Below are 24074 nucleotides of genomic sequence, written 5' to 3'. Positions count from 1 at the left end.
TCGTCATTCTGACGAGTATTCGGGGTACGATCCTGGCATGAACGCTGCGGACCTAGGGCTTCCGGTGGCTGTGCCGTCCACCGCGCTCTTCACCGACCAGTACGAGCTGACCATGCTCCGGGCGGCCCTGCGGGGCGGCACCGCCGACCGGCGCTCGGTCTTCGAGGTCTTCACCCGGCGCCTCCCCGAGGGGCGCCGGTACGGGGTGGTGGCCGGCACCGGCCGCGTCCTGGACGCCGTGGAGAACTTCCGCTTCGACGACGCCGTGCTCGCCTTCCTGAGGGAGCGGGGCGTCGTCGACGAGCCGACCCTCGCCTGGCTGGCGGGGTACCGCTTCGGCGGCGACATCTGGGGCTACCCCGAGGGCGAGGTGTACTTCCCCGGCTCGCCGATCCTCCGCGTCGAGGGCTCCTTCGCCGAGTGCGTGCTGCTGGAGACGGTGGTCCTCTCCATCCTCAACCACGACTCCGCCATCGCCGCCGCCGCCTCCCGGATGTCGACGGCGGCCGGCGGGCGCGGGCTGATCGAGATGGGCGCCCGGCGCACCCACGAGCTGGCCGCCGTCGCCGCGGCGCGCGCCGCGTACGTGGGCGGCTTCGACTCCACCTCCGACCTGGCCGCCGGGTTCCGGTACGGCATCCCGACCGTCGGCACGTCCGCGCACGCCTTCACGCTGCTGCACGACACCGAGCGGGAGGCGTTCCGGGTGCAGGTGGACGCGCTGGGGCGGGGGACGACGCTGCTGGTCGACACGTACGACGTCGGCGAGGCCGTGCGGACCGCCGTGGAGGTGGCCGGGCCCGGGCTCGGCGCCGTGCGCATCGACTCCGGCGACCTGCTGCTGGTGGCGCACCGGGTGCGGCAGCAGCTGGACGAGCTGGGCGCCCGCGACACGCGGATCGTCGTCACGTCGGACCTGGACGAGTACGCCATCGCCTCGCTGGCCTCCGCGCCCGTGGACGCGTACGGCGTCGGCACGCGGCTGGTGACCGGCAGCGGGCACCCGACCGGCTCGATGGTCTACAAGATGGTCGCCCGCGCCGACTCGGCGGACCCGGCCGCCCCGCTGCGGCCCGTCGCCAAGCGGTCCGTGGGCGGCAAGGCGTCGGTGGGCGGCCGCAAGTGGGCGGCCCGGCGGCTGGACGCCGGGGGCGTCGCCGAGGCCGAGGTCGTCGGCACCGGCCGCGTACCCGAGGAACTGGCCGGGCGGCAGTTGCAGCGGCTGCTGGTCGAGGGCGGGGAGGTGGTCGCCCGGGAGCCGCTGGAGGCGGCACGGGAGCGGCACGTCGCCGCCCGCGCGGGACTGCCCCTGTCGGCCGTCCAGCTGTCGCACGGCGAGCCCGTGCTGCCCACCGAGTTCCACGAGCCGGGCCCGGCCCCCGGACACTGAGGGACCGCGCCGGCGGCGCTCCGCCCGCTCCCCGGGTCCGGCGGGGCGCGCCCCACCCGGGCCTCCCGCCGGGAGGGGGAAGTCTCTAGGCTCGGGGGCGTCCCCTCCCGGTGACCACCGACCACTCCTCCACCGTAAGGACCCCCATGCACCGCGCATTGATCGTCGTCGACGTTCAGAACGACTTCTGCGAGGGCGGCAGCCTCGCGGTGGCGGGGGGCGCGGACGTCGCCGCCGCCGTCACGGACCTGATCGGCCAGACCGCGGGGGTCGGCTACCGGCACGTCGTCGCGACGCGCGACCACCACGTCGATCCGGGCGACCACTTCTCCGCGCACCCCGACTTCGTCCGTTCCTGGCCGCCGCACTGCGTGGCGGGCACCGAGGGCGTCGGGTTCCACCCGAACTTCGCGCCCGCCGTCGCCTCCGGCGCCGTCGAGGCCGTGTTCGACAAGGGCGCGCACACGGCCGCGTACAGCGGCTTCGAGGGCGGCGACGAGAACGGCGTCCTCCTCGCGGACTGGCTGCGGTCCCGCGACGTGACGGAGGTCGACGTCGTGGGCATCGCGACCGACCACTGCGTGCGGGCCACCGCCCTGGACGCGGTCGCGGAGGGCTTCCGCACGCGCGTGCTGCTCGGCCTCACGGCGGGCGTCTCCGGGGAGAGCACCCGCAGGGCCCTGGAGGAGCTCCGCGCGGCCGGGGTCGAGCTGAGCGGCGAACCGGTCGTCTGAGCGGCTCGCCGGGGCCGGGGTGCCCCGGGAGACCGGGGCCGGGGGCCGGGGCGCCCCGGGAGACCGGGGCGGGAGCGCCCGGGGGCGGGGCTCAGGGGTTCAGGGGCCCAGCAGGGCGCGTATCGGGCGCCACAGCTCCTGTTCGCGGCCGGGGGTCGCCCGCCACAGCAGCCCGTCGGGATGGTGCAGCACGGCGGTGACCTCGTCGGGCGTCGGCGGGTGGGTGTTGCCCCGCAGGTGGGCGCGCAGACCGAGGTTGCGCAGCCGGGTCAGCGCGCGCGGCCGGTTCACCGCGTGCACCAGGATGCGGACCTCGCCCTCGCCGCCCGGGTCGGGCAGGCTCAGCGCGACGACCATGCTGCCGCCGGGCAGCGTGCAGAAACCCCCACCGGGCATGCCGAGTGCTCCCCCGCTGAGAGGTGTGTCCCTGGAACCGGTCAGACGCACCTAAGCACGATCGGCCGCCGCCCGCCAGGGGGCGACGGCCGATCAAGCTGCGACCTGGGGTTTCCTAGGTCACCTGGTGGACGGACCCACCTGGACGGTGATCGTGCGGCCGTGGCGCGGCTGCTCGGTGATCGCGATCCGGGTGTTGGTGTCGGACACCTTCACACCGGCGCGCGGGTTGCTCTCGAACCAGTACACGCCCTTGCGGTCGTCGAAGACCGGGTTGCCCGGCAGGCCGCCGATCCGCTGCGGGACGTCCGCCTTGTGCAGCGTGATGCGGTCGGTGCCGAAGCGGCTGAACGGCGCGTCGTGGGACTGGACGCGGTTGCGCATCAGCGTGCCGTCGGCCCAGGTCAGCGGCTTGGGGTGGGCGTCGACGGGGAGGACGAGGCCCTCACCGGGGTGGACGGCCGTGTTGTTGTCCTTCTGGGAGGTGTCCCATTTCCAGACCAGCAGGCCGGTCTGGTACGGGTAGTGCTCCACCCAGCTGGCCCTGTCGCCCGCGAAACCGAAGTTGTACGGGCCGACCTTCAGGGTCTTGTCGTAGGAGACGTACTGGCGGTTCTCCGCGATGTAGTACTGCGGGTACTCGTCGGTGATCGCCTCGCCGACGCGGGAGAAGCCCTTCGCCGTCCAGCCGGCGGCCTGGGTCTCGGCGTCGTCCGCGAAGAGCGGGGCGCCGTCGGCCGTCACGACGATGTTGTCCGCCGCGAAGCCCTTCTGGGCCACGCCGCCGTCCGTCTGGTAGCGGAAGCGGATGTCGATCTTCTTGCCGGCGTACGCGTCGAGCGGGTACACGAGCTTCTTGAACGACCCGGAGACGTCGGTCAGGCCGGTGGCGCCGCCGGCGTCCTTGGCGATCGGGGTGCCGTCGGCGGTGCCGTCGAGGGCGGTCCACCGGGCGCCGCCGTCCGTGGAGACCTCGGCGTACAGGTAGTCGTACTCGGCCTCGATGTCCCACCAGCCGTCGAGCGAGAGCTCGGCCTTGGACTTGCCCGTCAGGTCGACGGAGCGGGTGAGGGTGTTCTTGAGGTCGTCACCCATGTTGCTCCACCACTGGGTGGCGCCCTGGGCCGGCTTGACGATCGGGGTGGTGACCTTCTTCTTCGGCAGCTCGACGACGAGCGCCTGCGGGTCCTTGGTGTTGTACGCCGCGACGCCCAGCTTGTGCCTGGACTCCGTGGCGGCCTTGGCCTTCTCGTAGTCGAGCCAGCCCAGCTGCAGCTTGTCCCAGGCGGTCATGTCGCCCGGCAGGTCGCCGATGGCGTCCTTGCCGGTGCCCAGCCAGGAACCGACGGACATCAGCGACCAGAAGCCGGTGGAGTTCTCGGCGCCCGCGCGGCCGGAGGTGTCGTAGAGGTCCGGCAGGCCGAGGTCGTGGCCGTACTCGTGGGCGAAGACGCCGAGGCCGCCGTTCTCCGGCTGCATCGTGTAGTCGCCGACCCAGATGCCGGTGTCGCCGATCTGCGTGCCGCCGGCCTTGTTGCCGGCCGGGCCGGTCCTGCCGGCGTCGGTGCCGTACGCGTACCAGCGGTGGGCCCACAGGGCGTCGGTGCCCTCCGCGCCGCCGCCCGCCGACTCGTCCTCGCCCGCGTGGACGATCTGGAAGTGGTCGATGTAGCCGTCGGCCTCGTTGAAGTCGCCGTCGCCGTCGAAGTCGTAGCGGTCCCACCGGTCGTACTCGGCCAGCATCGCCTTGATCTCGGCGTCGGACTTGCCCTCCGCCTTCTGGTCGGCGGTCCACGCGGTCACGCCGTCGCGGACGGCGTCCCAGACGGTGGAGCAGTTGGTCTGGCCGCAGTAGTTGGAGCCGTAGCGGGCCTCGTTGTACTCGACCTTGACCCAGTCCGAGACGGTGCCGTCGACCGAGTAGCGGCCGGACGAGGTGCGCTCGTAGTAGGTCTTCAGCGAGTGCTTCTCGTTGCCGTCCTCGTCCTTGCCGGTGCCGAAGTACAGGTCCTGGTAGTGGTCCCGGTCGTAGTCGGCCTGCCAGGCGGTGGAGTTGTCCTTCGACCGGTCCGGCTCGGCTATCTCGTTGTGCAGCGGACCGGGCGCGCCGCCGAACTTGGGCTTCAGCTCGTCGGTGTCGTCGTCCTTGCGGTCGACGAGGGTCTCGTTGTCGACCTTGTCGCCGAACTCGACGAGGATGGTGAAGATCTTGTCGGTCTTCTCCCGGCCGAGCTCGACGTACTTCTTGTCGTCGAGCTTGACCACCTTGGAGGCGCCGCGGCGCTCCACCTTGGACTCGCCGGAGAGGACCTGCTCCAGCGCCGCCTCGCGCTGCTTCTCCTGCTGCTCGGTGAACGGGCCCTCGAGGTCGTGGTCGACGCCCGCGGCCTTGTCGTGGGCGTGGCCGTGGCCCGCGCCCGGCGCCGGGTCGTGGCGCTCGATGCCCGTCTCCGGACGGTTGTCGGCGTGGGCCGCCGTGGTGAGGGTCCCGGCGGTGGCGGCGGTCGCGGCCAGGGCCACGAACACCGCGGACGTGCGGAACGCCCGTCGTCTGCTGGTCACTTGTTTGTTTCCTCCCCTGCGCACCGCTGACACGAACGGGGGGTTACGTGATTATTCGCGTGCGGTGTCGCGCCACAAGTGACGACATTCGACCGGACTTACGCAAAAAAAGACAGTCTTGACTTCCACGGGCCGCATACCCTATGTGGACACCTGATCCGCATACCGGACAGACCGGCGCCCGCCGCGCGGAGCGACGCCCGTCTCGCCCCCGACCGCCGTCGACCGCCGCCCCGCCTCCCCGCCCGCCCGTCATGACCGTTGACGTCTTGATCACCCCCACCTGACGGAGCCCCGGTCGTACCGGACGGGTGGGGTGAACGCCCGGAAGGCGGGCGCGCACCGCCGGACGCGGCACGCGGCCTCCCCCGCGACCTCCCCGCGCTTTCGCGAGCGTCCCGGGGGAAGCGGGTCCGGGGAAGCGGACCCGGGGAAGCGGATCCCGGGGGATGCGAACCCGGGGGGAAGCGGATCCGGGAGAGGCGGGTCGGGGGCGGGAAGCGGGTTCGGCGGGGCGGGCGCCGGACCCGCGGCCGTCATCCCGTCTCCGACACCACGACGGTCTTCGCCGCCTTGTCGTGCAGGCCCTGCTTGTACGGCTTGTCCACCAGGATCAGGACGAGCAGCAGCAGCGGCCACAGGCAGGCGCAGCAGATCAGCGTGGGCAGCCACAGCACGAGCGCCCTCGTCAGCGCGGTGCTCACCGAGGGGACGCTGCCGTCGTCGAGCATGGCGACCCGCAGGCCGGTCATCCGCTTGCCGAGGGTCCGGCCGTTCCGCTTCGCCGTCATGAAGGTGTCGTACGCCACGTACGCCGCGATCGACAGGAGCTGGAACAGCCACTGTCCGCCGGTGTTGCCCGACGTCCACACGTCGCCGAGGCTCGCCGACTCGTCACTCACCCGGGAGTAGACGCCGAAGGGGATGCCGATGAGTGCCAGCGGTACGGCGATGACGAGCCAGTCGACGAGACGCGCCAGGACCCGCTTGCCGGTGTCGGCGAGCGGCGGCATCCCGCCGAGCGGATCGGCGCCTCCGTAGCCGTACGGGCCCCCGCCGTACGGGCCCTCACCGCCCGGCGGCGGAGGGGGCGGCGGGGGCGGGGGCGTGCCGCCGCCCGGTGGGGGTGGCGGCGGCTCCTGCGGGTGTTTGCGGAACGGATCGTCCTCGGGGGGCGGGCCGGGCGTCGGCGGTTCGTTGCTCATGGGGGCAGTGCATCCCGACCCACCGGCTCCCGCATCCGGTCATGTGCCGTTCGGGGGAAGGCGTCAGCGCCCCGCCACGAACGTGCCGGCCGCCTTGTCGTGCCAGCACTGACGCCACGGCCGGTCGAACAGGCACCACACCACGTTGAGCACGCCGATCCCGGTCAGGCCGAGTACCCCGTACACCAGCCAGCGGCGCAGCGCCGCCCCGAACGACGGCGGTTCGTGCGACTCGATGCCCCGCACCTCGGTCCCGCAGAGCCTCTTGCCGAGCGTCCGGCCCCACTTGGCGGTCGGCAGCGCCTCGTACAGCACGCCGAGCACCAGCAGGATGCCGAGGGCGATCCCGAACTGGACGGAGGTGGTGCCGTCCACCAGCCACACCCTGACCGTCTCGCCGGACCGTTCCGCCTGCTCGATCTTGGCGGTGATGTGGTCGACGGCGTTCAGCACGAACGGCGTGCCCGCCGCCCCGGCGAGCGCGCCGAGCACCAGGCTGTCGACGAGGCGCGCGGCGAACCGCCTGCCGAGCCCGGCCGGCCGCGCGGCGGCCCGTTCCTGGGCGGCGCGCAGGAACGGGTCGCTGACCGGCGGCTTCCACGGGACGACGGGCTGCTCGGCGACGTCCTCCCCCGGCAGGCCGGAGCCGGGCCGCGGCTGCACGGGAGCGGGCTGCGGTTGCACGGGGGCGGGCTGCGGCGGAACGGGGGCGGGCTGCGGTTGCACGGGGGCGGGCTGGGCCAGTCGGTGGACCTGCTGCGCCCAGGAGAGGGCGGCACCACCGGGAGCGGAGGTGACCGGGGCCGCGGGGGCGGGGGCGGCCGCCTGCGGCGGGACCGGGTGCGCGGAGGACGGCTGCGGCCGGGCCGCCGGAGTCGGGACCGGGACGTACGCGGGGGCCTGCGGACCCTGGGATTGCGGCACCTGGGCCTGCGGACCCTGGAGCTGGGGGTGCGGGCCGTGCGGGGCCGGGGCGTCCGGGGTGCGGGACGCCTCCGCCTCGGACGCCCGCGCGGCCGTCGCGCCGCCGGGGGCGGTCCGCGCCTCCGGCTCCGGTTCCGCCCGCCGTACGCCGGGCGGCCCGCCGCCCGCCGGGTCGGCGGCCGGCACCCGGGGGTCCGGCAGGCCGGCCGCGCCCCACGAGAGGTCCCGGTCGCCTTCGAGGCCGCGCTGGCGGGAGATGTCGGCCTGCCACGCGGACGCCGGCTCGGGCCCCGCCTCCCGTTCCGGCGGGGTGCCGGGACCGGGCTCGGACGCCACCCCGGGTTCCTCGTCGAGGAAGACCGGCCCGGTCTCCTCGACGGCCGGGACCCGGGAGGGCGCGGCGGGAGCCGGCGGCACCGGGGCGGCCTCGCCCTCCGCGGGCGCCGGGCGGCTCGTACCCGGCACCCAGGCGGCACCGTTCCAGTATCGGATGTAGCCGGGGATGGAGGGGTCCGGGTAGTAACCGGCTTCGGGGCTGCCGTCGCCGGTTGCCGGAGTTGGGGCGCTCATCACCGTGGTCCCGTATCTCCTCGAGGGCCTCACTTCACGGCACCACATCTATCAGACCGCCGGACGCCCCCGGGCCGCTCCGCGACAGAGGCCCCCCATTCGGTCACGATGTCGTCACCCAACGTGACGACGGTCCGCCGGGGAGGAGTGCCTGGCGGTGGGGCGGAGAGCCGCCCTTCCTCCCGCGGACGCGCCGGAACGGCCCGGGTGCGGAGTCACGGAGAGTCAGAGGACCTTGCCCGGGTTGAGGAGGCCCAACGGGTCGAACACCCGCTTGATCTCGCGCTGCAGTTCGAGACCCACCGGGCCGAGTTCGCGGGCGAGCCACTCCCGCTTGAGGAGGCCGACGCCGTGTTCCCCGGTGATGGTGCCGCCCAGTTCCAGACCGAGGGCCATGATGGCGTCGAACGACGCGCGGGCGCGCCGGGTCTCGTCCGGATCGGTGCGGTCGAAGCACACGACGGGGTGGGTGTTGCCGTCGCCCGCGTGGGCGCAGACGCCGATGGTCAGGCCGTGCTCGGCGGCGATGGCGGCCGTGCCGTCGAGCATCTCGGCGAGCCGGGAGCGGGGTACGCACACGTCGTCGATCATCGTGGCGGTGGAGACCGCCTCCATGGCCGGCAGGGACATCCTGCGCGCCTGGAGGAGCAGCTCGGATTCGGCGGGGTCCTCGGCGGGGACGACCGCGGTGGCCCCGGCCGCGCGGCACAGCTCCCCCACGGCGGCCAGGTCGGCGGCGGGGTCCGGGGTGTCGAACGCGGCCAGCAGCAGCGCGGCGGTGGTGTCGGGCAGGCCCATATGACCGAGGCGGTTGACCGCGTGGACGGTGGTGCGGTCCATCAGTTCGAGCAGGGACGGCGTGTGGCCCCGCTCCATGATCGCGCAGACGGCGGCGCACGCGTCGGCGGTGGAGGTGAACTCGGCGGCCAGGGCGAGGGGGACGGGCGGTTTCGGCCTGAGCGCGAGCACCGCCCGGACGACGACACCGAGGGTGCCCTCGGAGCCGACGAACAGCCGGGTCAGGTCGTACCCGGCGACGCCCTTGGCGGTACGGCGGCCGGTGGACAGCAGCCGCCCGTCGGCGAGAACGACGTCCAGCCCGAGGACGTACTCGGCGGTGACGCCGTACTTGACGCAGCACAGGCCACCGGAGGCGGTCCCGATGTTGCCGCCGATGGTGCACGTCTCCCAACTGGAGGGGTCGGGCGGGTAGTGCAGGCCGTGCTCGGCGACGGCCCGGGCCAGCACGGCGTTGACGACGCCCGGCTCGACGACGGCGGTCCGGTCGACCGGGCTGACGTCGAGGATGCGGTCCATCTTGACCAGAGACAGCACGATGCAGCCGTCGACGGCGTTGGCCGCTCCCGACAGACCGGTGCGGGCGCCCTGCGGGACGACGGGGACGCGCAGCGCGGTGGCCGTGCGCATCACGTGCCGCACCTCCTCCACGGTGCGGGGCAGCACGACGGCGGCCGGGACCCCGACGGGGCAGAGACCCGCCATGTCGCCGGCGTAGGAGGGTGTCACGTCCGGATCGGTGATCAGTGCCTCGGCGGGGAGGCCGGCGCGCAGCCGGCCCAGCAGGTCGTCCATCACCCCAGCGTGGCACCGGGGACCACCGGTGTGAACCGGGCGTGCGCCGCCCGTGGGCGCCCGGACCGGGCCGACGGCCGCACGCACGCCGGGCGAGGGGCGGCGGACGGCGGGCTCGCGGCGGGGCGCGCGATGGAGACGGACGGCCGGCGCGCAGTGGGGCGCGGCGGGGCGGACGGCGGCGCGAAGGTCCGGACGGCGCCACCCGGGCGCACAGGCGGCGGACGGCAGGCGGCAGGCGGCAGGCGGCAGGCGGCAGGCGGCAGGCGGCAGGCGGCAGGCGGCAGGCGGCAGGGGACGGTGCCCGGCCGGGCGGGCGGAGCCGGCCCGGAGGACGTACCGGCCCGCAGGACGTGGGGCAGCCCGAAGGACGCGTACCGGCCCGGCGGGTGCGCACCGGTTCCGGAGTGCGCGTACCGGAGAGGGGGCGGGCCTGCCCGGGGGAACGGCCGCGGCCCCGCGGCCCCGGGGAGCGGGGTCCTCGGGGCCGCGGGGCCGGGCGGGGCGGCGGTGTCACAGGTTGCCGCGCTTGGCCTGCTCGCGCTCGATCGCCTCGAACAGGGCCTTGAAGTTGCCCTTGCCGAAGCCCATCGACCCGTGGCGCTCGATGAGCTCGAAGAAGACCGTCGGGCGGTCCTGGACCGGCTTGGTGAAGATCTGCAGCAGGTAGCCGTCCTCGTCGCGGTCGGCGAGGATCTTCAGCTCGCGCAGCGTCTCGATCGGGACGCGGGTGTCGCCGACCCACTCGCCGAGCGTGTCGTAGTACGAGTCTGGGGTGTCGAGGAACTGCACGCCGGCCGCGCGCATGGTGCGCACGGTGGCGACGATGTCGTTCGTGGCGAGCGCGATGTGCTGGACGCCGGCACCGCCGTAGAACTCCAGGTACTCGTCGATCTGCGACTTCTTCTTCGCGATCGCCGGCTCGTTGATCGGGAACTTCACCTTGAGGGTGCCGTCCGCGACGACCTTCGACATGAGCGCGGAGTACTCGGTGGCGATGTCGTCGCCCACGAACTCCTTCATGTTGGTGAAGCCCATGACCTTGTTGTAGAAGGCCACCCACTCGTTCATCTTGCCGAGCTCGACGTTGCCGACGCAGTGGTCGATGGCCTGGAAGGTGCGCTTGGCCGGCGGCTCGACGATCGGGGACGCCTCGACGTACCCGGGCAGGTACGGGCCGGTGTAGCCGGAGCGGTCCACCAGCGTGTGGCGGGTCTTGCCGTACGTGGCGATGGCGGCGAGGACGACGGTGCCGTGCTCGTCCTCGACCTCGTACGGCTCCTCGACGCCGGTGGCGCCGTGCTCGACCGCGTACGCGTACGCCTTGCGGGCGTCGGGGACCTCGATGGCGAGGTCGATGACCCCGTCGCCGTGTTCCGCCACGTGCTCGGCGAGGAAGCGGCCGCGGTCGGTGGAGGGCTTGATGACGGAGGTCAGCACGAAGCGGGCGGCGCCGTTCGTCAGCACGTAACTGGCCGTCTCGCGGCTGCCGTTCTCCGGTCCGGAGTAGGCGACGAGCTTCATTCCGAAGGCCGTGGAGTAGTAGTGCGCGGCCTGCTTGGCGTTGCCGACGGCGAAGACGACCGCGTCCATGCCCTTCACCGGGAAGGGGTCGGCCTGCCGGGCGGTGCCGGGGGTGTCATGCAGAGTCTCAGTCATATCGGCAGGTTCCCCCCGTTCCACAAGCTGCGCAATACTTCGCACTTCTCCTGGTCACTCTGCACAGCAGGACACCAGAATGACCGGACGTTGTGTACAGGATGACCATTGAAAGGCGGTCGAGTTGATCGATCATCTGGACGGCAGGCTCATCGCCCTGCTCGCAAGGGAGCCGAGGATCGGGGTGCTGGAGGCGTCGCGGCGGCTGGGGGTGGCGCGCGGCACGGTCCAGGCGCGCCTGGACCGACTCCAGGCCAACGGCGTGATCAGGGGTTTCGGACCGGAGGTGGACCCGGCGGCACTGGGCTACCCGGTGACGGCGTTCGCGACGCTGGAGATCAAGCAGGGGCAGGGCGCGGACATCCGGGAGCACCTGGCGGGCGTGCCGGAGGTGCTGGAGTTGCACACGACCACGGGCCACGGCGACATGCTGTGCCGCCTGGTGGCCCGCTCGAACGCGGACCTCCAGCGGGTGATCGACCTGGTGGTGGGCTTCGACGGGATCGTCCGCGCGTCGACCGCGATCGTGATGGAGAACCCGGTACCGCTGCGGATCATCCCGCTGGTCGAGCAGGCGGCGTCGGACGCGGACCAGTCGCCGGCCCGGCGCGGCTGACACGGTGCGACCGGCGGGCGCGGGAGCGGGCGCGGGGGTGGGGAGTACGGCGGGCGCGCACGGAGACGGGAGTACGGGCGCGGGCGGGGTCAGCAGGAGGGGACGCGGGCGCGGGCGGGGTCAGCAGGAGGGGACGCGGGCGCCGTCGCCGAGGGCCTTCAGGGACGTGACGGCGTCCGCCAACGTCGTCACCGGGACCAGCCGCAGCCCGTCCGGCCGGGTCGCCAGGGCGTCGTCGCACTCGGCCTTCGGCACGAGGAACACCGTCGCCCCGTCCCGCGCGGCGGCCTGCGTCTTGAGCGACACGCCGCCGACCGCGCCGACCGCCCCGTCGGGAGTGATCGTCCCCGTACCCGCGACGACCCGGCCGCCCGTGAGGTCGCCGCCCTCGCCGTCGCCGGCCAGTTTGTCGACGATGCCGAGGGAGAACAGCAGGCCTGCGCTGGGGCCGCCGACGTCGGCGAGGTGCAGTTCCACCTCGACGCCCCTCCCGCTCCTGCCGAGGTGCTTCAGCGCGGCGGCGACGGCGCTGTTCTGGGAGGCCCGCATCTGTCCGAGGTTGCGCTTCTCGATCTCCCGGTCCGTCTTGCCCTGCGGGTAGACCGAGTCGTGCGGCAGTACGGCCCGGTCGCTGCGGAACCAGGCGCGGGCGACCTCCCCGAGGCCGATCTCGGTGCGCGGCGCGGTGGCCAGGATCGTGGTCATCCGCAGCTGCCCGCCGGTCTTCCGCACGGGCGCCCCGGAGATGGTGATCACGGGCCGCCCCTTGTCCGTCCCGAGCACGTCCGCCGTGGATCCGGGCACCGCGATCGTGAACGGCAGCGGCGCGAACGCGGCCGCCGCGAGCAGCGCGAGTACGGGCAGGGCGCACAGGAGCAGGGCACGGGGCCGCGAGAGACGGGAGAGCACCCGCCCAATGTATCGGCCCGCCGGACCGCCCCGGACGGTCCTGCCCGGCGCCGCCCGGGGCGGGCCGGCGGGAAGGGCGGCCCGCCCCGGGGCGGCGCGGGCGGGAGGGCGCGGGCGGGAGGGCGAGGAGGGCAGAGGGGTGAGGAAGGCGGCGCGGGCGGGAGGGCGAGGAGGGCGGGATCAGCGCAGGGCGTCCGCCACCTCGCGGGCCGCCTCGACCACGCGGGGGCCGATCCGGTCCGGCACGGCGTCCAGCAGCATCACGACGCCGACGCTGCCCTCGACGCCCGTCACGCCCAGCAGCGGGGCCGCGGCGCCGCTCGCACCCGCCTCCAGCTCGCCGTGCGTGAGGACGTAGCCCGGCTCCGGAAGGCCGTCGGCCCGCCGGGCCTGCAGGATCGCGCGCCCGGCGGCGCCCCGGTCGAGCGGGTGGCGGAACCCGGTCCGGTACGCCACGTGGTAGTCCGTCCAGGTCGGCTCGACGACGGCGACGGCCAGCGCCTCGGCGCCGTCCACGAGGGTGAGGTGCGCGGTCGCCCCGATGTCCTCGGCGAGCGAGCGCAGCGCGGGCAGCGCGGCCTCGCGCACCAGCGGGTGGACCTGGCGGCTCAGCCGCAGCACGCCGAGACCGACCCGGGCCCGGCCGCCGAGGTCGCGGCGCACCAGCGCGTGCTGCTCCAGCGTGGCGAGCAGCCGGTAGACCACGGTGCGGTTGACGCCGAGCCGGTGGGACAGCTCGGTGACGGTCAGCCCGTGGTCGGTGTCGGCGAGCAGCTTGAGGACGCGCAGTCCCCGGTCGAGCGTCTGGGAGGTTTCCGCGGTCACGACGCCCCCTTCTTCGGAGTGAGTGACGGCGGACACTCCCAACGCGGAGGTGACACCCGTCCCTTGGGCGTCGCACCGAGAGGCCGCCGGCAGGCCATGGCGCACCGGCTGCACTCCGCGGCGGCGCTGCCACGGGGCGGTTCGCATGTGCCCGGACAGTAACGACCGGATCCGCTCAGCGGAAGACCCCGTTCAGAATCCGGGCGCGGATGAGGACTTGATCCCGGAATATGCTCCCCGCCCCGGGCGGCACCCCCGGGTCCGTGTCCGGAACCGGGCGGCCTGGGGGCGCGCGCCGCGGGGTGGGCTCAGCGCATCCTCGTGGCCCACTCCTGGACCTTCTTGATCCGCTCCCGGATCTGCCCGGCCGTCGCCTCGGCGCTCGGCGGACCGCCGCACACCCGGCGCAGCTCGGTGTGGACGACGCCGTGCGGTTTGCCGCTCTGGTGGACGTACGCGCCGACCATGGTGTTCAACTGCTTGCGCAGCTCCATCAGCTCCTTGTGGGAGACCACGGGCCGCCGCTCGGCGGGCAGTTCGAGGAGGTCGGCCTCCTCCGGGGGCTTCTGCCGACTGTGCGCGATCTGCCGGGCCTGCCGCTTCTGCAGCAGCAGCCGCACCTGGTCGGGCTCCAGCAGGCCGGGGATGCCGAGGTAGTCCTGCTCCTCCTGGCTGCCGGGGTGGGCCTGCATGCCGAACTCGGCGCCGTTGTACATCACCCGGTCGAAGACGGCGTCGGACTCCAGCGCCTCGAAGGGCAGCACGTCCTGCTCGCCGGTGTCCTCGTCCTGCTGCCTGTTCGCCTCGTCCAGCTCCTTCTCGGACTCGGCGTACGGGTCCTCCCCCCCTTCCTTCTTCGGCCGGTCGAGGACGTGGTCGCGCTCGACCTCCATCTCGTTGGCGAAGCCGAGGAGCGCCGGGATCGTGGGGAGGAACACGGAGGCGGTCTCGCCGCGCCGCCGGGACCGGACGAAACGCCCCACCGCCTGCGCGAAGAACAGCGGCGTGGAGATCGTCGTGGCGTACACGCCGACCGCGAGGCGCGGCACGTCGACGCCCTCGGACACCATGCGGACCGCGACCATCCACCGGTCGTCGCCCTCGCTGAACTCGTCGATCCGCTTGGAGGCGCCCGCGTCGTCGGAGAGGACGAGCGTCGCCCCCTGCCCGGTGATCTCCCGGATGAGCTTGGCGTACGCGCGCGCGGACTCCTGGTCGGAGGCGATGACGAGGGCACCGGCGTCGGGAACGGCCTTGCGCACCTCGGTGAGCCGCCGGTCGGCGGCGCGCAGGACGTTCGGCATCCACTCGCCCCTCGGGTCGAGGGCGGTGCGCCAGGCCTGCGAGACGGCGTCCTTGGTCATCGGTTCGCCGAGCCGGGCGGCGACCTCGTCCCCGGCCTTGGTGCGCCAGCGCATGTTGCCGCTGTAGCTGAGGAAGATGACGGGACGGACGACGCCGTCGGCGAGGGCGTTGCCGTAGCCGTACGTGTAGTCGGCCGCCGACCGCCTGATCCCGTCGTTCCCCTCCTCGTAGGTGACGAAGGGGATCGGGTTGGTGTCGGACCGGAACGGCGTACCGGTCAGCGCGAGCCGCCGCGTCGCCGGTTCGAACGCCTCCAGGCACGCCTCGCCCCAGGACTTGGAGTCGCCGGCGTGGTGGATCTCGTCGAGGATGACGAGGGTCTTGCGCTGCTCGACGCGGTTGCGGTGCAGCATCGGGCGCACGCCGACACCCGCGTAGGTGACGGCGACGCCGTGGTAGTCCCTGCTGAGCGGACCCGCGCTGTACTCCGGGTCCAGCCTGATCCCCACCCGCGCCGCGGCTGTCGCCCACTGCTTCTTCAGGTGCTCGGTCGGGGCGACCACGGTCACCTGCTGCACGACGTGGTGGTGCAGCAGCCAGGACGCCAGGGTCAGTGCGAAGGTCGTCTTGCCGGCGCCGGGGGTGGCGACGGCGAGGAAGTCACGGGGCTGCTCCTGGATGTACCTGTCCATCGCGGCCTGCTGCCAGGCGCGCAGCTTGCCGGCCGTGCCCCAGGGGGCGCGGCCGGGGAAGGCGGGAGAGAGGTGATGGGAGGCGGTAGTAGTCACGGTCTCCGATTCGGTGCTCTCGGACGCATGGGAGGGTGCGCACGGCCGACGTACGACAACCGGGCCACCCTACCGGTGCCCGTCCCGCCCCGGCCGGGACGGGACCGCGGCCCCGCGGAGTGCGAGCCGTGTCACACGGCGGGTCCGGGAAGCCCCCGCGACGCCCGGCCCCGTACCCGGCCCCTCCCGGCCCCCGGCCCCCGGCCCCCCGGCCGACGGTGCCGCCGACGGCCGGAGCGGGGGCGCGGGTTCCCGATCGTGCCGGGACCGCACCGCCGCACGGGGGGTCCGTGTCCGCACGGGGGTCCGTGTCCGCACGGGGGTGTTCGTACCACCCGCCCGCGCTACCGCTCCCGCTCGCCGCCTCCCACCCGGGAGGCCACCCACGCCCCCACCAGCGCCACCACCGCCATCGGCAGGAACACCGCCGCGAAGGCCGCCGGGTGCGAGACGACCGCCCCCTCGCCGGTCGCCCCGTGGCCGGCACCCGCCGAGCCGCCGCCCAGCGCCGCGAACGCCGCGCCGCCCGCCGCGAGCAGCAGGACGTTCGCCAGGGCGTCGGAGATCTGGAGCGCCGCAGAGTTCGCCCCGGTCTCCTCCGGCGGGGACAGCTTCAGCAGCAGCACGCTCGTCGCGGAGATCACCATGCCCATGCCGAAGCAGCCGAAGCCCCAGGCCACGCCCACGATCCACACCGGAACCGCCGGGACCAGCACGGCCGGCACGGCCGCGATCGCCGCCGCGACCAGCAGCATCCCCAGCACCGTCAGCCGCTCCCGGTACGGCTCCGCGCGCGGCCACGACTGGACGAACGACCCCAGCGCCCACGTCGCCCCGCCCACCGCCAGCGACAGCCCGGCGAGCGTCGGGCTCAGGCCCCGTTCGGTGACCAGCATCAGCGGCACGAACGACTCCGCGGAGATGAACGCGCCCGCCGCGACACCTCGCAGCAGCACCACCGACGGCAGCCCGCGCGCAGCCCGGTACGTGCCGCGCGGCATCAGCCCGCGCACGGCCGGCACGAGCAGCGCCGCGCCCGCCGCGGCGGGCACCACCGACAGCCAGCGCAGGTCCTGCCCCGCGTACTGGAGGAGCCCGGCGCCCACGGAGATCCCGAGCGCCAACCGCAGCCGCCGCCCGTCCAACCCCGCGCCCGGGGCGTCCGGATCGGCGGGTCCGGACGCCGTGCGGCGGATCGCGGGCAGGGCGAGCAGGAGCGGCGGGACGACGAGCACCGGTATGCCGAGGAACACCCACCGCCAGCCCAGCCGCTCGGTCACCGTCCCGGCGGCGAGCGGCCCGACGACGGACGGGATGACCCAGCTCGCCGCGAACGCCGCCATGATCGCGGGCCGCAGCCGCTCCTCGTACGCCCGGCTGACCACCACGTAGAGCGCGACGATCACCAGCCCGCCGCCCAGGCCCTGCACGGCCCGCCCGGCGATGAACAGCCACATGGTGCCCGCCGTCCCCGACAGCACCAGTCCGGCTCCGAACGCCGCGATCCCGGTCGCGAGCCCACCGAGCGGGCCGCTCCGGTCGGCCCACTGCCCGGCCAGCACCATGCCGAAGAGGCTGGTGGTGAAGTACGCCGAGAACGCGAACGCGTACAGCGGCACACCGTCCAGCTCCCGGGCCGCGACGGGCATCGCCGTCCCGACGGCGGTCGCCTCGAAGGCGATCAGCAGGACGACGGAGATGATGCCGACGCTGAGCGCCCGGTGCTCCCGGTCCATCACACCGCCGCCGCCCTTCTGCGGGGCGGCGGGCGAGTCGGCGGTGGCGTCGGTGGGGGTGGTGTCGGGTGGGTCCAGGGCGCTCATGACCTCCAGGGTAAGGGGCATGGACCGGGTTGACTCCTGTAATTCGGCGGGGCCGTCCTCAGTCCTTGGCCGTACGACCGCGGCGGGCGCGAGCGCCGCACGGCCGGTCCCCGGTCGTACGACCGCGGCGGACGCGAGCGCCGCACGGCCGGTCCCCGGTCGTACGACCGCGGCGGACGCGGACACCGTCCGGTTGCCGGGCCACGACCACACGACCACCACGAACACGGACACCGCCCAGTTGCCGGGCCACGACCACACGACCACCACGAACACGGACACCGCCCAGTTGCCGGGCCACGACCACACGACCACCACGAACACGGACACCGCCCAGTTGCCGGGCCACGACCACACGACCACCACGAACACGGACACCGCCCAGTTGCCGGGAACGCCCGTCGGTACGACCCCGTACCCTGCCCCGGCCCTGGCCGTTCGGGCCCGCTTCGGCCGGGCCCGGCCGGTTGGATCCGCTCCGGCCGGATCGGTCGGGTGGGGCGGAGCGATCGGCGCGGCCTGACCGCCGTCCGGAGGGCCGGCCGGGGTGGCCGGGGTGGCCGGGGTAGCCGGGCGGCCTGGACGTACCGAGCCGGCCGGGGCTGCCGAGGTGTACCGATACGCACCGGGACGCACCGGGAGCGCGACCGCGTCAGGAACCCGTCCCCTCGACCGCCTGCCGGAGGGCCTTGATGTCGATCTTCTTCATGCCCATCATCGCCTTCGCGGCACGCGCGGCCCTCTCGGGGTCGGAGTCGGCCATCATCGCCTCCAGGACACGCGGGGTGACCTGCCAGGACAGCCCGTACTTGTCCTTGAGCCACCCGCAGGGCCCCTCCTCGCCGCCTTCACCGAGCCGGGACCAGTAGTAGTCGACCTCCTCCTGGTCCTCACACGCCACCGAAAGGGAGACGGCCTCGTTGAACGTGAACTCGGGCCCGCCGTTCATCGCGACGTAGCGCTGCCCCGCGAGCTCGAACTCGACGGTCATCACGCTGCCCGCCGGCATCGGGGTGCCTTCGGGGTAACGGCCGGCCCTCACGATCCGGGAGTCCTGGAAGATCGCGGTGTAGTGCTCGGCCGCCTCCTCCGCCTGGGTGTCGAACCACAGGAACGGCGTGATCTTCTGCTGCATGACGGGGCTCCTTCCCTCCGTGTGCTCTCACACGGGTAGACCGGCCGGAGCCCCGGAACTCATCCCCCGGTACGCCGCGGGTGTGTGCCGGTCACTTCTCGGAGGAGCCGGGCAGTTCCTCGACCACGAACGAGCCCCTCGCCCGCACGGTCACGACCAGCTTCCGCTCGCGCAGGATGTCGAGGGCCCGACGCACCGTGTTGGAGCCCACGCCGTACTCCTGGGACAGGAGCATCTCTCCGGGAAGCCGGGAGCCGAGGGCGAACGCTCCGCTCCTGATCTTGCGCTCCAGGATGTTCGCGAGCTGCTCGTAGTGGTAGGCGGCCGCACCGGGGTTGATCTTCTCCGTCACGGAAGCGAACGTAAACGTCCAGCAACGGCCGTGCATCACCAACAACTGTCAACCACTGTCTACCACTGCCGACAACTTTCGGCATCGGTTACGTTGGCGCACAGAAGACCCCGGCGAGTCGGCCAGGACTCCCGGGGCATGGCCAACGCTGTTCTAGGAGCGTCGACAGTGAGCATTATCCCCACCCTGGTGCGCCTGCTGCCGGGCTTACTCGCCCCCGGTTCCGGCCGAAGGCGGGCGGGCGCCGGCCGGCCCACCCCCACCCCCGGCATCACCGACATCCCTACCCGGTGGGAAGCCCCCCGGGCGGGCCTCCCGCGACTCCGCTCCCCGTACGGGTCGGCCGAACCGCTCGACGGCCACGCCTCACCCCTCGTCCGCCCCTACCTCCTGGCGCACGAACGCCGCGAGAACCAGGCCAGGCGAAGGCTCACCCTCCTCCTCGCGGCGGACTTCGGCATCGACCTGGACACACGGATCCTGCACGGGGCGGGGGTCCCACGGTGAGCCCGTCGGCACGGAAGCCGGTCCGGATGTGCGTGCGGTGCGACCGGATCGCGGACGAACCCGTGGTGGTGTCCGAAGTCCACTCCGCCAGCGGACCCGGCTTCAACGTCTACGCGTGCCCCGCCTGCGCACCGCTGTTCCCACCGGTCCCCGACGTGCTCGACCTCCTGGACGGCGAGCGATGAGGCCCGGACGTACCAAGGAGCAGATCGCCGCCGACGCCAGACAGTCCGGCCGCACGCAGGAGTGCGAGTCGGGCGAGCACGAGCCCTGCACCCCCGTGGAGGTGTACGAGTCCGACTCCCCCGGCCCCGACGAGCGCCCGTTCTTCTCCTTCGCCTGTACCTGCACCTGCCGCACCGACTGAACCGAGGCGGGGCCTCCCTCCCATCGCAGGAGGAAGGCCCCGCCCGGAGGTGCGTCGTCGTCCTCACTCACCCTTTGACGGGCTTCACCACGGGGTCGCCCTGGAGGGGCTTGTTCTCACACCCCAGCACTTCGACGGCCTTCTGCGCCATGCGGTACGACAAGGCCACATGCCGGACATCCCAGTCCCTCTGGGAACCCTTGCGGGGGCCACCGGTGAGGGATACCCACCCGACCATCTGAGCTTTCCGCGACGCATCGCGGAACTCACCTGGCATCACACAGGAGAAGCTGAGCTTGGCATCGCCTTCGTTGGCTTCTGCGGGAAGACCATTCACCACATAATGACTGGCGTCCCTCAGCGGGCGTCCCGCCGTCTTCCCTCTACCCGGCGCAGCCCACTGCAGCATGATGCGCACGGACCCCTCGGAGTCATCCGTCGCTCCTTCGAACAGGCACAAATTGGAAGGCAGTGGGTCTTTTCCGGACTCCAGCCGCCGCAGTTCACTCTCCACGTCCTCTGCAAGATCGGAAGGCACTGCAAAAATCGTAGTTCTGACCTCATCGGCATCAAGCGTCTTCAGCACGGCATCCCTCTCTGCGGATTCCGACTGAAGATGACACAGGTAATTATCGGCCAACCCCTCCCGGATATTGCCGTCACACGAGGTCGCTAACAACCCCAACCCGACAAGCAGTGCGACGCGTGCATTCCCACGAAGGGGGCGCCGACGTTCACAAGTGGTTCGAAGCCGCACTACGCCCGGACGTGTACCCATCGTTCGCACTGTTCTTTGCCTCCTTGAAGGCGCCATCCTCCGAAATACCCCTACTGGCAGCCCACTGGTCAAGCAGCTTGTTGGTACCGCCCATGCAATGATCGTAATTTTCACTGGCGTCGAGCTTCCCCTGTTGCTCGGCTTCGGCAGTCACGTCCTTCACCCAGTCGTACTTGATACTGTCGACCAAAGCCCCGCCGACTGTGCCGACAATCGGAATCTCCCCAATCAGGCCGTTGGCTCCGATCGCCGAGTATTCGGCGGTATCCTCCGCCCATTCGACCTTCTCATCCTGTTTATCCTGATACACATCGGCACCAATCCCGTTGATGGCACCCATCGCTACGCCGATGTCTCGCGCCCGGTCGTTCCACTCCGAGCTGTCCCCATGCACTCTGTTCCCATGGAACTCCGGCACAGTGGCGAGCCGATCAGCGGCGTAGACGCGTTCAGCCTCGTACAGCAAGGCGTAGGAGGGAGCGTCATCGGCGATGCCGCGCATCACACGGATGAGACTTGCCTGACCGACGGCCAGGTGCGCCTTGTCCCCGGCTCCGTGGATTGATTCGCTGCCACCGACGCCCCCGAGACTGGATTCCTGTCCTCCCAGGATCAGATGGGTGTCCGCCACGTAGTCCGCGAGCGCCCTGGCCATCGGCTGGCGGATCCCGGCCAGGTGCTCCGGGAACTCGTCGCCGCCCGCGTCCCTGTCAAGCAGCCTGATGGCGTTGTGCATGACGCGGGCCTGGCCCTCGGTGTGGGGACCGGGGGACCCGAGCTTCTCGCCGGGCCCGTGGCCGGTCGCGGCGGCCTGGAGGGCGGCCCCGAGGCCGGAGCCCTGGTGGGGATTGGTGATCTCCTGCAGCGGTCCGTACAGCGGCGCCACGTACTCGTTGCTCCACTGCCGTTCGGTGAGCAGATACTTGAGGTGGTCGTTCTTGTTGCCCTTCGCTTCCGGGTCGAGGAAGTACGTGGCCGCGTCCGGCTCCTTGCTCATGACCTTCAGCAGACCGTCCAGCGGATCGGCCGCGAGATTGGGCCGCTCGACGTCCTGGGCGTGGACCCAGATGTTGGGGCGGGCCTTCTCGGCCGCGATAATCCCCTCGCCGATCTCGTTGAGGAACTCCTTGCCGTAGCCCTCGCCGTGCGACATCAGGGTCACCAAGGCCTGGTACCCGTGCAGTGGCCTCACCCCACCCCAGGAGTCGTCGCCGAAGGCTTTGAGGCCGTCGACGAATGGTCGGTAGGCGTAGCTGTTCGGATCCCTGGTGCCGGAGGCGACCGTCGAGGCGAGGCCCGCGTTGATGGACTCGTAGAGCTTCCGGTCGGCCTCGGACACTCCTCGCTCGTGCGCCGCCAGGTTCATCCGGTCGGACAGCAGCACGGTCTCCCTGGGGCCCAGCGCGTGCAGGAAGGCCTCGCTGAAGTGCTTGTCGCCGGAGTTCCGCCGGAGGAGGTCCCGGTACTCCTGAAGCTCCTCGGGCGACGCCTTGCCGGAACGGATCTTCTCCGTGAGGGCGAGCGCCTCCACCGCCTCGACGTCGCCGACCGGCTTGGAGTTGAACCCGAAGGGCGAGGTGCCGTCCGCACCTGTCGCGCTGATCAGGGCCCGCTTCACGTCCTCGTCGAAGTCGTTGACCGCCTTCACCGCGTCCGTGATCCGCTTCGTGTACGCCTGCTCCGTGTTCCGCAGGTCCGGATCGTGGCGGATGCTGTTGGCCGTGGCTGCGTCGACCTTGCCGAAGTCGTAGCTCGCGGCGCCGCCATCCGAGACCTTCATACCCGCGTCCACGGCATCGGCGACGGCCGACTTCACGTCGGCCTTGAGTCGAACGAAGGTGGAGTGGGCGTCCCGCAGGAGCGACTCCATGCCGAGCGCCTCTTTCTGCGCCGCATCGTATTCCTGCCGCGTCACCGCGAAGGGCTTGACGGAGGCGCTGGCGCTCTCCCCCACCCAGTCACCGCTAGTGGAGACGGTCTGCACCTCGCGAGCGAAGACGTCCTCAAGTGTCTTGAACTTCGCCGCAGTGCTCTTCCAACTGTCGGCGGCCTTGGTAAGGACGGAGAAGTCCATCTCCAAAATCTCCCGGTACGTGGGCACGTCTCCCCCTACAGTCCCGAGATCTTCGACTGCGGCCGCTGGATCGTGTGGTGAACACCCACATCGGTGCTTCCCAGGATTGTGACGGTGCTGCGCAGCTGCCCCTTGTGCCACGTCAGGCGTCCTAAGAGGCGCTTCACCTGGTCCTCCCACTTCTCGTGGGACTTCTTCAGGCCGACGGCCGTGTCCCAGCCGGCGAAGGCGCGGACCGCCGCTCCCGTGGGCTCGTCGACGAGGTCCCCCGCTTCTCGGGTGCCCCGCTCCAACCTGTTCTCGATGGCGTCGGCGGCCTTCCGCTTCTTCTCCGGAGCGGACCGTAGGTCCGCCGTACCGCCTCCGCCTCCGCCCGCGGACGCGAGCTGGTTGAGCCGCATGGCGGTCCGGCGCTCTACCGCTGCCCGCTTGAGGCCACTCCACTCTTCCTCGAACGACATCGTCCTCCCCCATCGGCCGTCAGGAATTCCCACCCTAGGGGCCTACGGAGACCCCGCCCGCCAAGAACTCCGGTCATCGGTACGACGCTGCGGCACCAACGGCCGGAACGACACGGACCACGGCCGGATCCGTATGCGATCCGGGCCGGTCAAGCGACCCCGACGGGACCGACCGGCCTCGGCTTCAACGTCTACGCCTGCACGGCGTGCGCACCACTGTTCCCGCCGGCCCCGACATGCTCGACCTTTTGGACGGCGGGCGATGGGATCCGGGCGCACAACGCAGCGGACAGCCGCCAGCGCGGGGGAATCCGACCGCACCCAGGAGTGCGATTCGGGTGGCCCCGGGTTCTGCACCCCCGCGGAGGAGGTCCACAAGTCCGGTTCCCCCACCCCCGACGAGCGACCGTTCTTCTCCATCACCTGCACCCGCGCCCGCCACACCGACTGGGCTGAGGCGGGCCTTCCTCACCCGCCACGAGGAGGGCCCCGCACTCGTGCACGACCCGAAGTCCCCACTCCACCGCTGGTGCGGTTCAGCCTCCCGTCCCCCATCGAGCCCCGGCCACGATTCCGAGCACGGCGGCCGGCGCCACCCACCACCAGCCCATGACCCGGCGTACCGATGGGAACAACCACAGTCCCACGGTCGCGATGGCAGTCCCGGTGCTGAGGACGCAGGATAGGGCGATGCCGGCGTACGCCTCGTCGTCCCAGGACCCTGACGGGCGCACGGTCAGGGCCGTCCAGCAGAAGAACGCGGCGATGAGGGTGTGAAGACCCAAGGGGACGGCCAGGACCAGGCGGAGGCAACCACGGTCATCGTCCGGATGGCAGGAGGAAGTCATCAGCGCAGTGCGTTCCTTGCCTGGTTCAGGTTGTTTGTGAATCCACGCCCGTGGGCCCGTGCGTCGTCGGTCCGCCAGTACGGGCCGCCGTTGTGGCGCGCGGCAAGCTCCTGGTACCGGGCTGGGGTCGTTTCTTCCGCCGGTACGTCGGCGAACTCGCTCTCCGCCTTGAGCCGGGCAAGGTGCTCGGAAGCGGTGAAGAGGTTCTGGGCGGGGTCTTGCGGAGCCTCTTCCACCACACTGCGCTGCTGCT

General features: G+C 72.2%; 22 protein-coding genes. 7 read left to right on the top strand and 15 right to left on the bottom strand.

The features are described from left to right. The first annotated feature begins 37 nt into the window (after positions 1–37). On the top strand, positions 38–1390 hold the full coding sequence (locus LUW75_RS16045; protein WP_250336226.1) for a nicotinate phosphoribosyltransferase: 1353 nt from the start codon (positions 38–40) through the stop codon (positions 1388–1390). A gap of 146 nt (positions 1391–1536) precedes the next feature. Continuing rightward, the gene (locus LUW75_RS16040; RefSeq protein ID WP_250336225.1) at positions 1537–2124 is read left to right on the top strand and encodes an isochorismatase family protein; all 588 of its coding nucleotides are present in this window, start codon (positions 1537–1539) and stop codon (positions 2122–2124) included. Between the two features lie 99 nt (positions 2125–2223). Here the strand turns inward: LUW75_RS16040 and LUW75_RS16035 are convergent, their stop codons facing one another. From LUW75_RS16035 to hppD, 6 genes are all read right to left on the bottom strand, one after another. Further along, positions 2224–2520, bottom strand: coding sequence for a hypothetical protein (locus LUW75_RS16035; protein WP_250336224.1), 297 nt, complete (start codon positions 2518–2520; stop codon positions 2224–2226). A 120-nt stretch (positions 2521–2640) separates the two neighbouring features. Next, positions 2641–5082 (bottom strand): immune inhibitor A domain-containing protein, encoded by a 2442-nt coding sequence (locus LUW75_RS16030; RefSeq protein WP_250336223.1) that lies wholly within the window; start codon positions 5080–5082, stop codon positions 2641–2643. 536 nt (positions 5083–5618) lie between these two features. After that, a complete protein-coding gene (locus tag LUW75_RS16025; RefSeq protein ID WP_250336222.1) occupies positions 5619–6287 on the bottom strand; it encodes an RDD family protein in 669 nt (222 codons plus the stop codon). 63 nt (positions 6288–6350) lie between these two features. Beyond that, the gene (locus LUW75_RS16020) at positions 6351–7781 is read right to left on the bottom strand and encodes an RDD family protein (protein WP_250336221.1); all 1431 of its coding nucleotides are present in this window, start codon (positions 7779–7781) and stop codon (positions 6351–6353) included. Positions 7782–8006: 225 nt separating this feature from the next. Further along, positions 8007–9374, bottom strand: coding sequence for an FAD-binding oxidoreductase (locus tag LUW75_RS16015; protein WP_250336220.1), 1368 nt, complete (start codon positions 9372–9374; stop codon positions 8007–8009). A gap of 513 nt (positions 9375–9887) precedes the next feature. Next, the gene (gene hppD, locus LUW75_RS16010; RefSeq protein WP_250336219.1) at positions 9888–11033 is read right to left on the bottom strand and encodes a 4-hydroxyphenylpyruvate dioxygenase; all 1146 of its coding nucleotides are present in this window, start codon (positions 11031–11033) and stop codon (positions 9888–9890) included. Between the two features lie 124 nt (positions 11034–11157). Between hppD and LUW75_RS16005 the strand changes: the two genes are divergently transcribed. Then, positions 11158–11649 (top strand): Lrp/AsnC family transcriptional regulator, encoded by a 492-nt coding sequence (locus LUW75_RS16005; protein WP_250336218.1) that lies wholly within the window; start codon positions 11158–11160, stop codon positions 11647–11649. A gap of 120 nt (positions 11650–11769) precedes the next feature. Here the strand turns inward: LUW75_RS16005 and LUW75_RS16000 are convergent, their stop codons facing one another. From LUW75_RS16000 to LUW75_RS15975, 6 genes are all read right to left on the bottom strand, one after another. Beyond that, the gene (locus tag LUW75_RS16000; RefSeq protein WP_250336217.1) at positions 11770–12558 is read right to left on the bottom strand and encodes a S16 family serine protease; all 789 of its coding nucleotides are present in this window, start codon (positions 12556–12558) and stop codon (positions 11770–11772) included. Between the two features lie 180 nt (positions 12559–12738). Then, on the bottom strand, positions 12739–13383 hold the full coding sequence (locus LUW75_RS15995) for an IclR family transcriptional regulator (RefSeq protein WP_250336216.1): 645 nt from the start codon (positions 13381–13383) through the stop codon (positions 12739–12741). A 308-nt stretch (positions 13384–13691) separates the two neighbouring features. Next, entirely contained in the window at positions 13692–15476 is a 1785-nt protein-coding gene (locus tag LUW75_RS15990; RefSeq protein ID WP_250336215.1) for a DEAD/DEAH box helicase, read from the bottom strand. A gap of 344 nt (positions 15477–15820) precedes the next feature. Then, positions 15821–17299: an MFS transporter gene (locus LUW75_RS15985; protein ID WP_250337695.1), complete on the bottom strand. Its 1479-nt coding sequence runs from the start codon at positions 17297–17299 to the stop codon at positions 15821–15823. Positions 17300–17951: 652 nt separating this feature from the next. Continuing rightward, entirely contained in the window at positions 17952–18434 is a 483-nt protein-coding gene (locus LUW75_RS15980; RefSeq protein WP_250336214.1) for a VOC family protein, read from the bottom strand. A 91-nt stretch (positions 18435–18525) separates the two neighbouring features. Continuing rightward, complete coding sequence (locus LUW75_RS15975; protein WP_250336213.1) at positions 18526–18786, bottom strand: GntR family transcriptional regulator; 261 nt, start codon at positions 18784–18786, stop codon at positions 18526–18528. A 168-nt stretch (positions 18787–18954) separates the two neighbouring features. Here LUW75_RS15975 and LUW75_RS15970 point away from each other — a divergent pair, with 168 nt between their 5' ends. From LUW75_RS15970 to LUW75_RS15960, 3 genes are read left to right on the top strand one after another with little or no spacing between them, the layout of a single operon-like run. Then, positions 18955–19293: a hypothetical protein gene (locus tag LUW75_RS15970; protein ID WP_250336212.1), complete on the top strand. Its 339-nt coding sequence runs from the start codon at positions 18955–18957 to the stop codon at positions 19291–19293. Between the two features lie 26 nt (positions 19294–19319). Next, entirely contained in the window at positions 19320–19478 is a 159-nt protein-coding gene (locus LUW75_RS15965) for a hypothetical protein (RefSeq protein WP_250336211.1), read from the top strand. Continuing rightward, positions 19475–19660 carry a hypothetical protein gene (locus LUW75_RS15960; protein WP_250336210.1) on the top strand — a complete coding sequence of 62 codons (186 nt, stop codon included), beginning with the start codon at positions 19475–19477 and terminating at the stop codon, positions 19658–19660. The genes LUW75_RS15965 and LUW75_RS15960 overlap by 4 nt, the downstream gene beginning before the upstream one ends. Before the next feature lie 67 nt (positions 19661–19727). Here LUW75_RS15960 and LUW75_RS15955 read toward each other — a convergent pair whose 3' ends face one another. The 3 genes from LUW75_RS15955 to LUW75_RS15945 all read right to left on the bottom strand — a co-directional run bounded on the left by LUW75_RS15955 (position 19728) and on the right by LUW75_RS15945 (position 22973). After that, positions 19728–20246: a hypothetical protein gene (locus tag LUW75_RS15955; RefSeq protein WP_250336209.1), complete on the bottom strand. Its 519-nt coding sequence runs from the start codon at positions 20244–20246 to the stop codon at positions 19728–19730. 148 nt (positions 20247–20394) lie between these two features. Continuing rightward, positions 20395–22539, bottom strand: coding sequence for a DUF6571 family protein (locus tag LUW75_RS15950; RefSeq protein WP_250336208.1), 2145 nt, complete (start codon positions 22537–22539; stop codon positions 20395–20397). Positions 22540–22547: 8 nt separating this feature from the next. Then, a complete protein-coding gene (locus LUW75_RS15945; protein WP_250336207.1) occupies positions 22548–22973 on the bottom strand; it encodes a hypothetical protein in 426 nt (141 codons plus the stop codon). A gap of 609 nt (positions 22974–23582) precedes the next feature. Here LUW75_RS15945 and LUW75_RS15940 point away from each other — a divergent pair. Further along, on the top strand, positions 23583–23750 hold the full coding sequence (locus LUW75_RS15940; RefSeq protein WP_250336206.1) for a hypothetical protein: 168 nt from the start codon (positions 23583–23585) through the stop codon (positions 23748–23750). Positions 23751–24074 lie beyond the last annotated feature (324 nt).

The sequence above is a fragment of the Streptomyces sp. MRC013 genome (assembly GCF_023614235.1).
GTDB lineage: Bacteria > Actinomycetota > Actinomycetes > Streptomycetales > Streptomycetaceae > Streptomyces.
This window is presented reverse-complemented; position numbering and strand designations above follow the sequence as displayed.

Bases quoted from the DNA above. Each gene is read 5' to 3' on its own strand.
- LUW75_RS16045 (WP_250336226.1), top strand. From the start codon at position 38: ATGAACGCTGCGGACCTAGGGCTTCCGGTGGCTGTGCCGTCCACCGCG.
- LUW75_RS16040 (WP_250336225.1), top strand. From the start codon at position 1,537: ATGCACCGCGCATTGATCGTCGTCGACGTTCAGAACGACTTCTGCGAG.
- LUW75_RS16035 (WP_250336224.1), bottom strand. From the start codon at position 2,520: ATGCCCGGTGGGGGTTTCTGCACGCTGCCCGGCGGCAGCATGGTCGTC.
- LUW75_RS16025 (WP_250336222.1), bottom strand. From the start codon at position 6,287: ATGAGCAACGAACCGCCGACGCCCGGCCCGCCCCCCGAGGACGATCCG.
- LUW75_RS16020 (WP_250336221.1), bottom strand. From the start codon at position 7,781: ATGAGCGCCCCAACTCCGGCAACCGGCGACGGCAGCCCCGAAGCCGGT.
- LUW75_RS16015 (WP_250336220.1), bottom strand. From the start codon at position 9,374: ATGGACGACCTGCTGGGCCGGCTGCGCGCCGGCCTCCCCGCCGAGGCA.
- hppD (WP_250336219.1), bottom strand. From the start codon at position 11,033: ATGACTGAGACTCTGCATGACACCCCCGGCACCGCCCGGCAGGCCGAC.
- LUW75_RS15985 (WP_250337695.1), bottom strand. From the start codon at position 17,299: ATGAGCGCCCTGGACCCACCCGACACCACCCCCACCGACGCCACCGCC.
- LUW75_RS15980 (WP_250336214.1), bottom strand. From the start codon at position 18,434: ATGCAGCAGAAGATCACGCCGTTCCTGTGGTTCGACACCCAGGCGGAG.
- LUW75_RS15965 (WP_250336211.1), top strand. From the start codon at position 19,320: ATGTGCGTGCGGTGCGACCGGATCGCGGACGAACCCGTGGTGGTGTCC.
- LUW75_RS15960 (WP_250336210.1), top strand. From the start codon at position 19,475: ATGAGGCCCGGACGTACCAAGGAGCAGATCGCCGCCGACGCCAGACAG.
- LUW75_RS15945 (WP_250336207.1), bottom strand. From the start codon at position 22,973: ATGTCGTTCGAGGAAGAGTGGAGTGGCCTCAAGCGGGCAGCGGTAGAG.
- LUW75_RS15940 (WP_250336206.1), top strand. From the start codon at position 23,583: ATGACCCGGCGTACCGATGGGAACAACCACAGTCCCACGGTCGCGATG.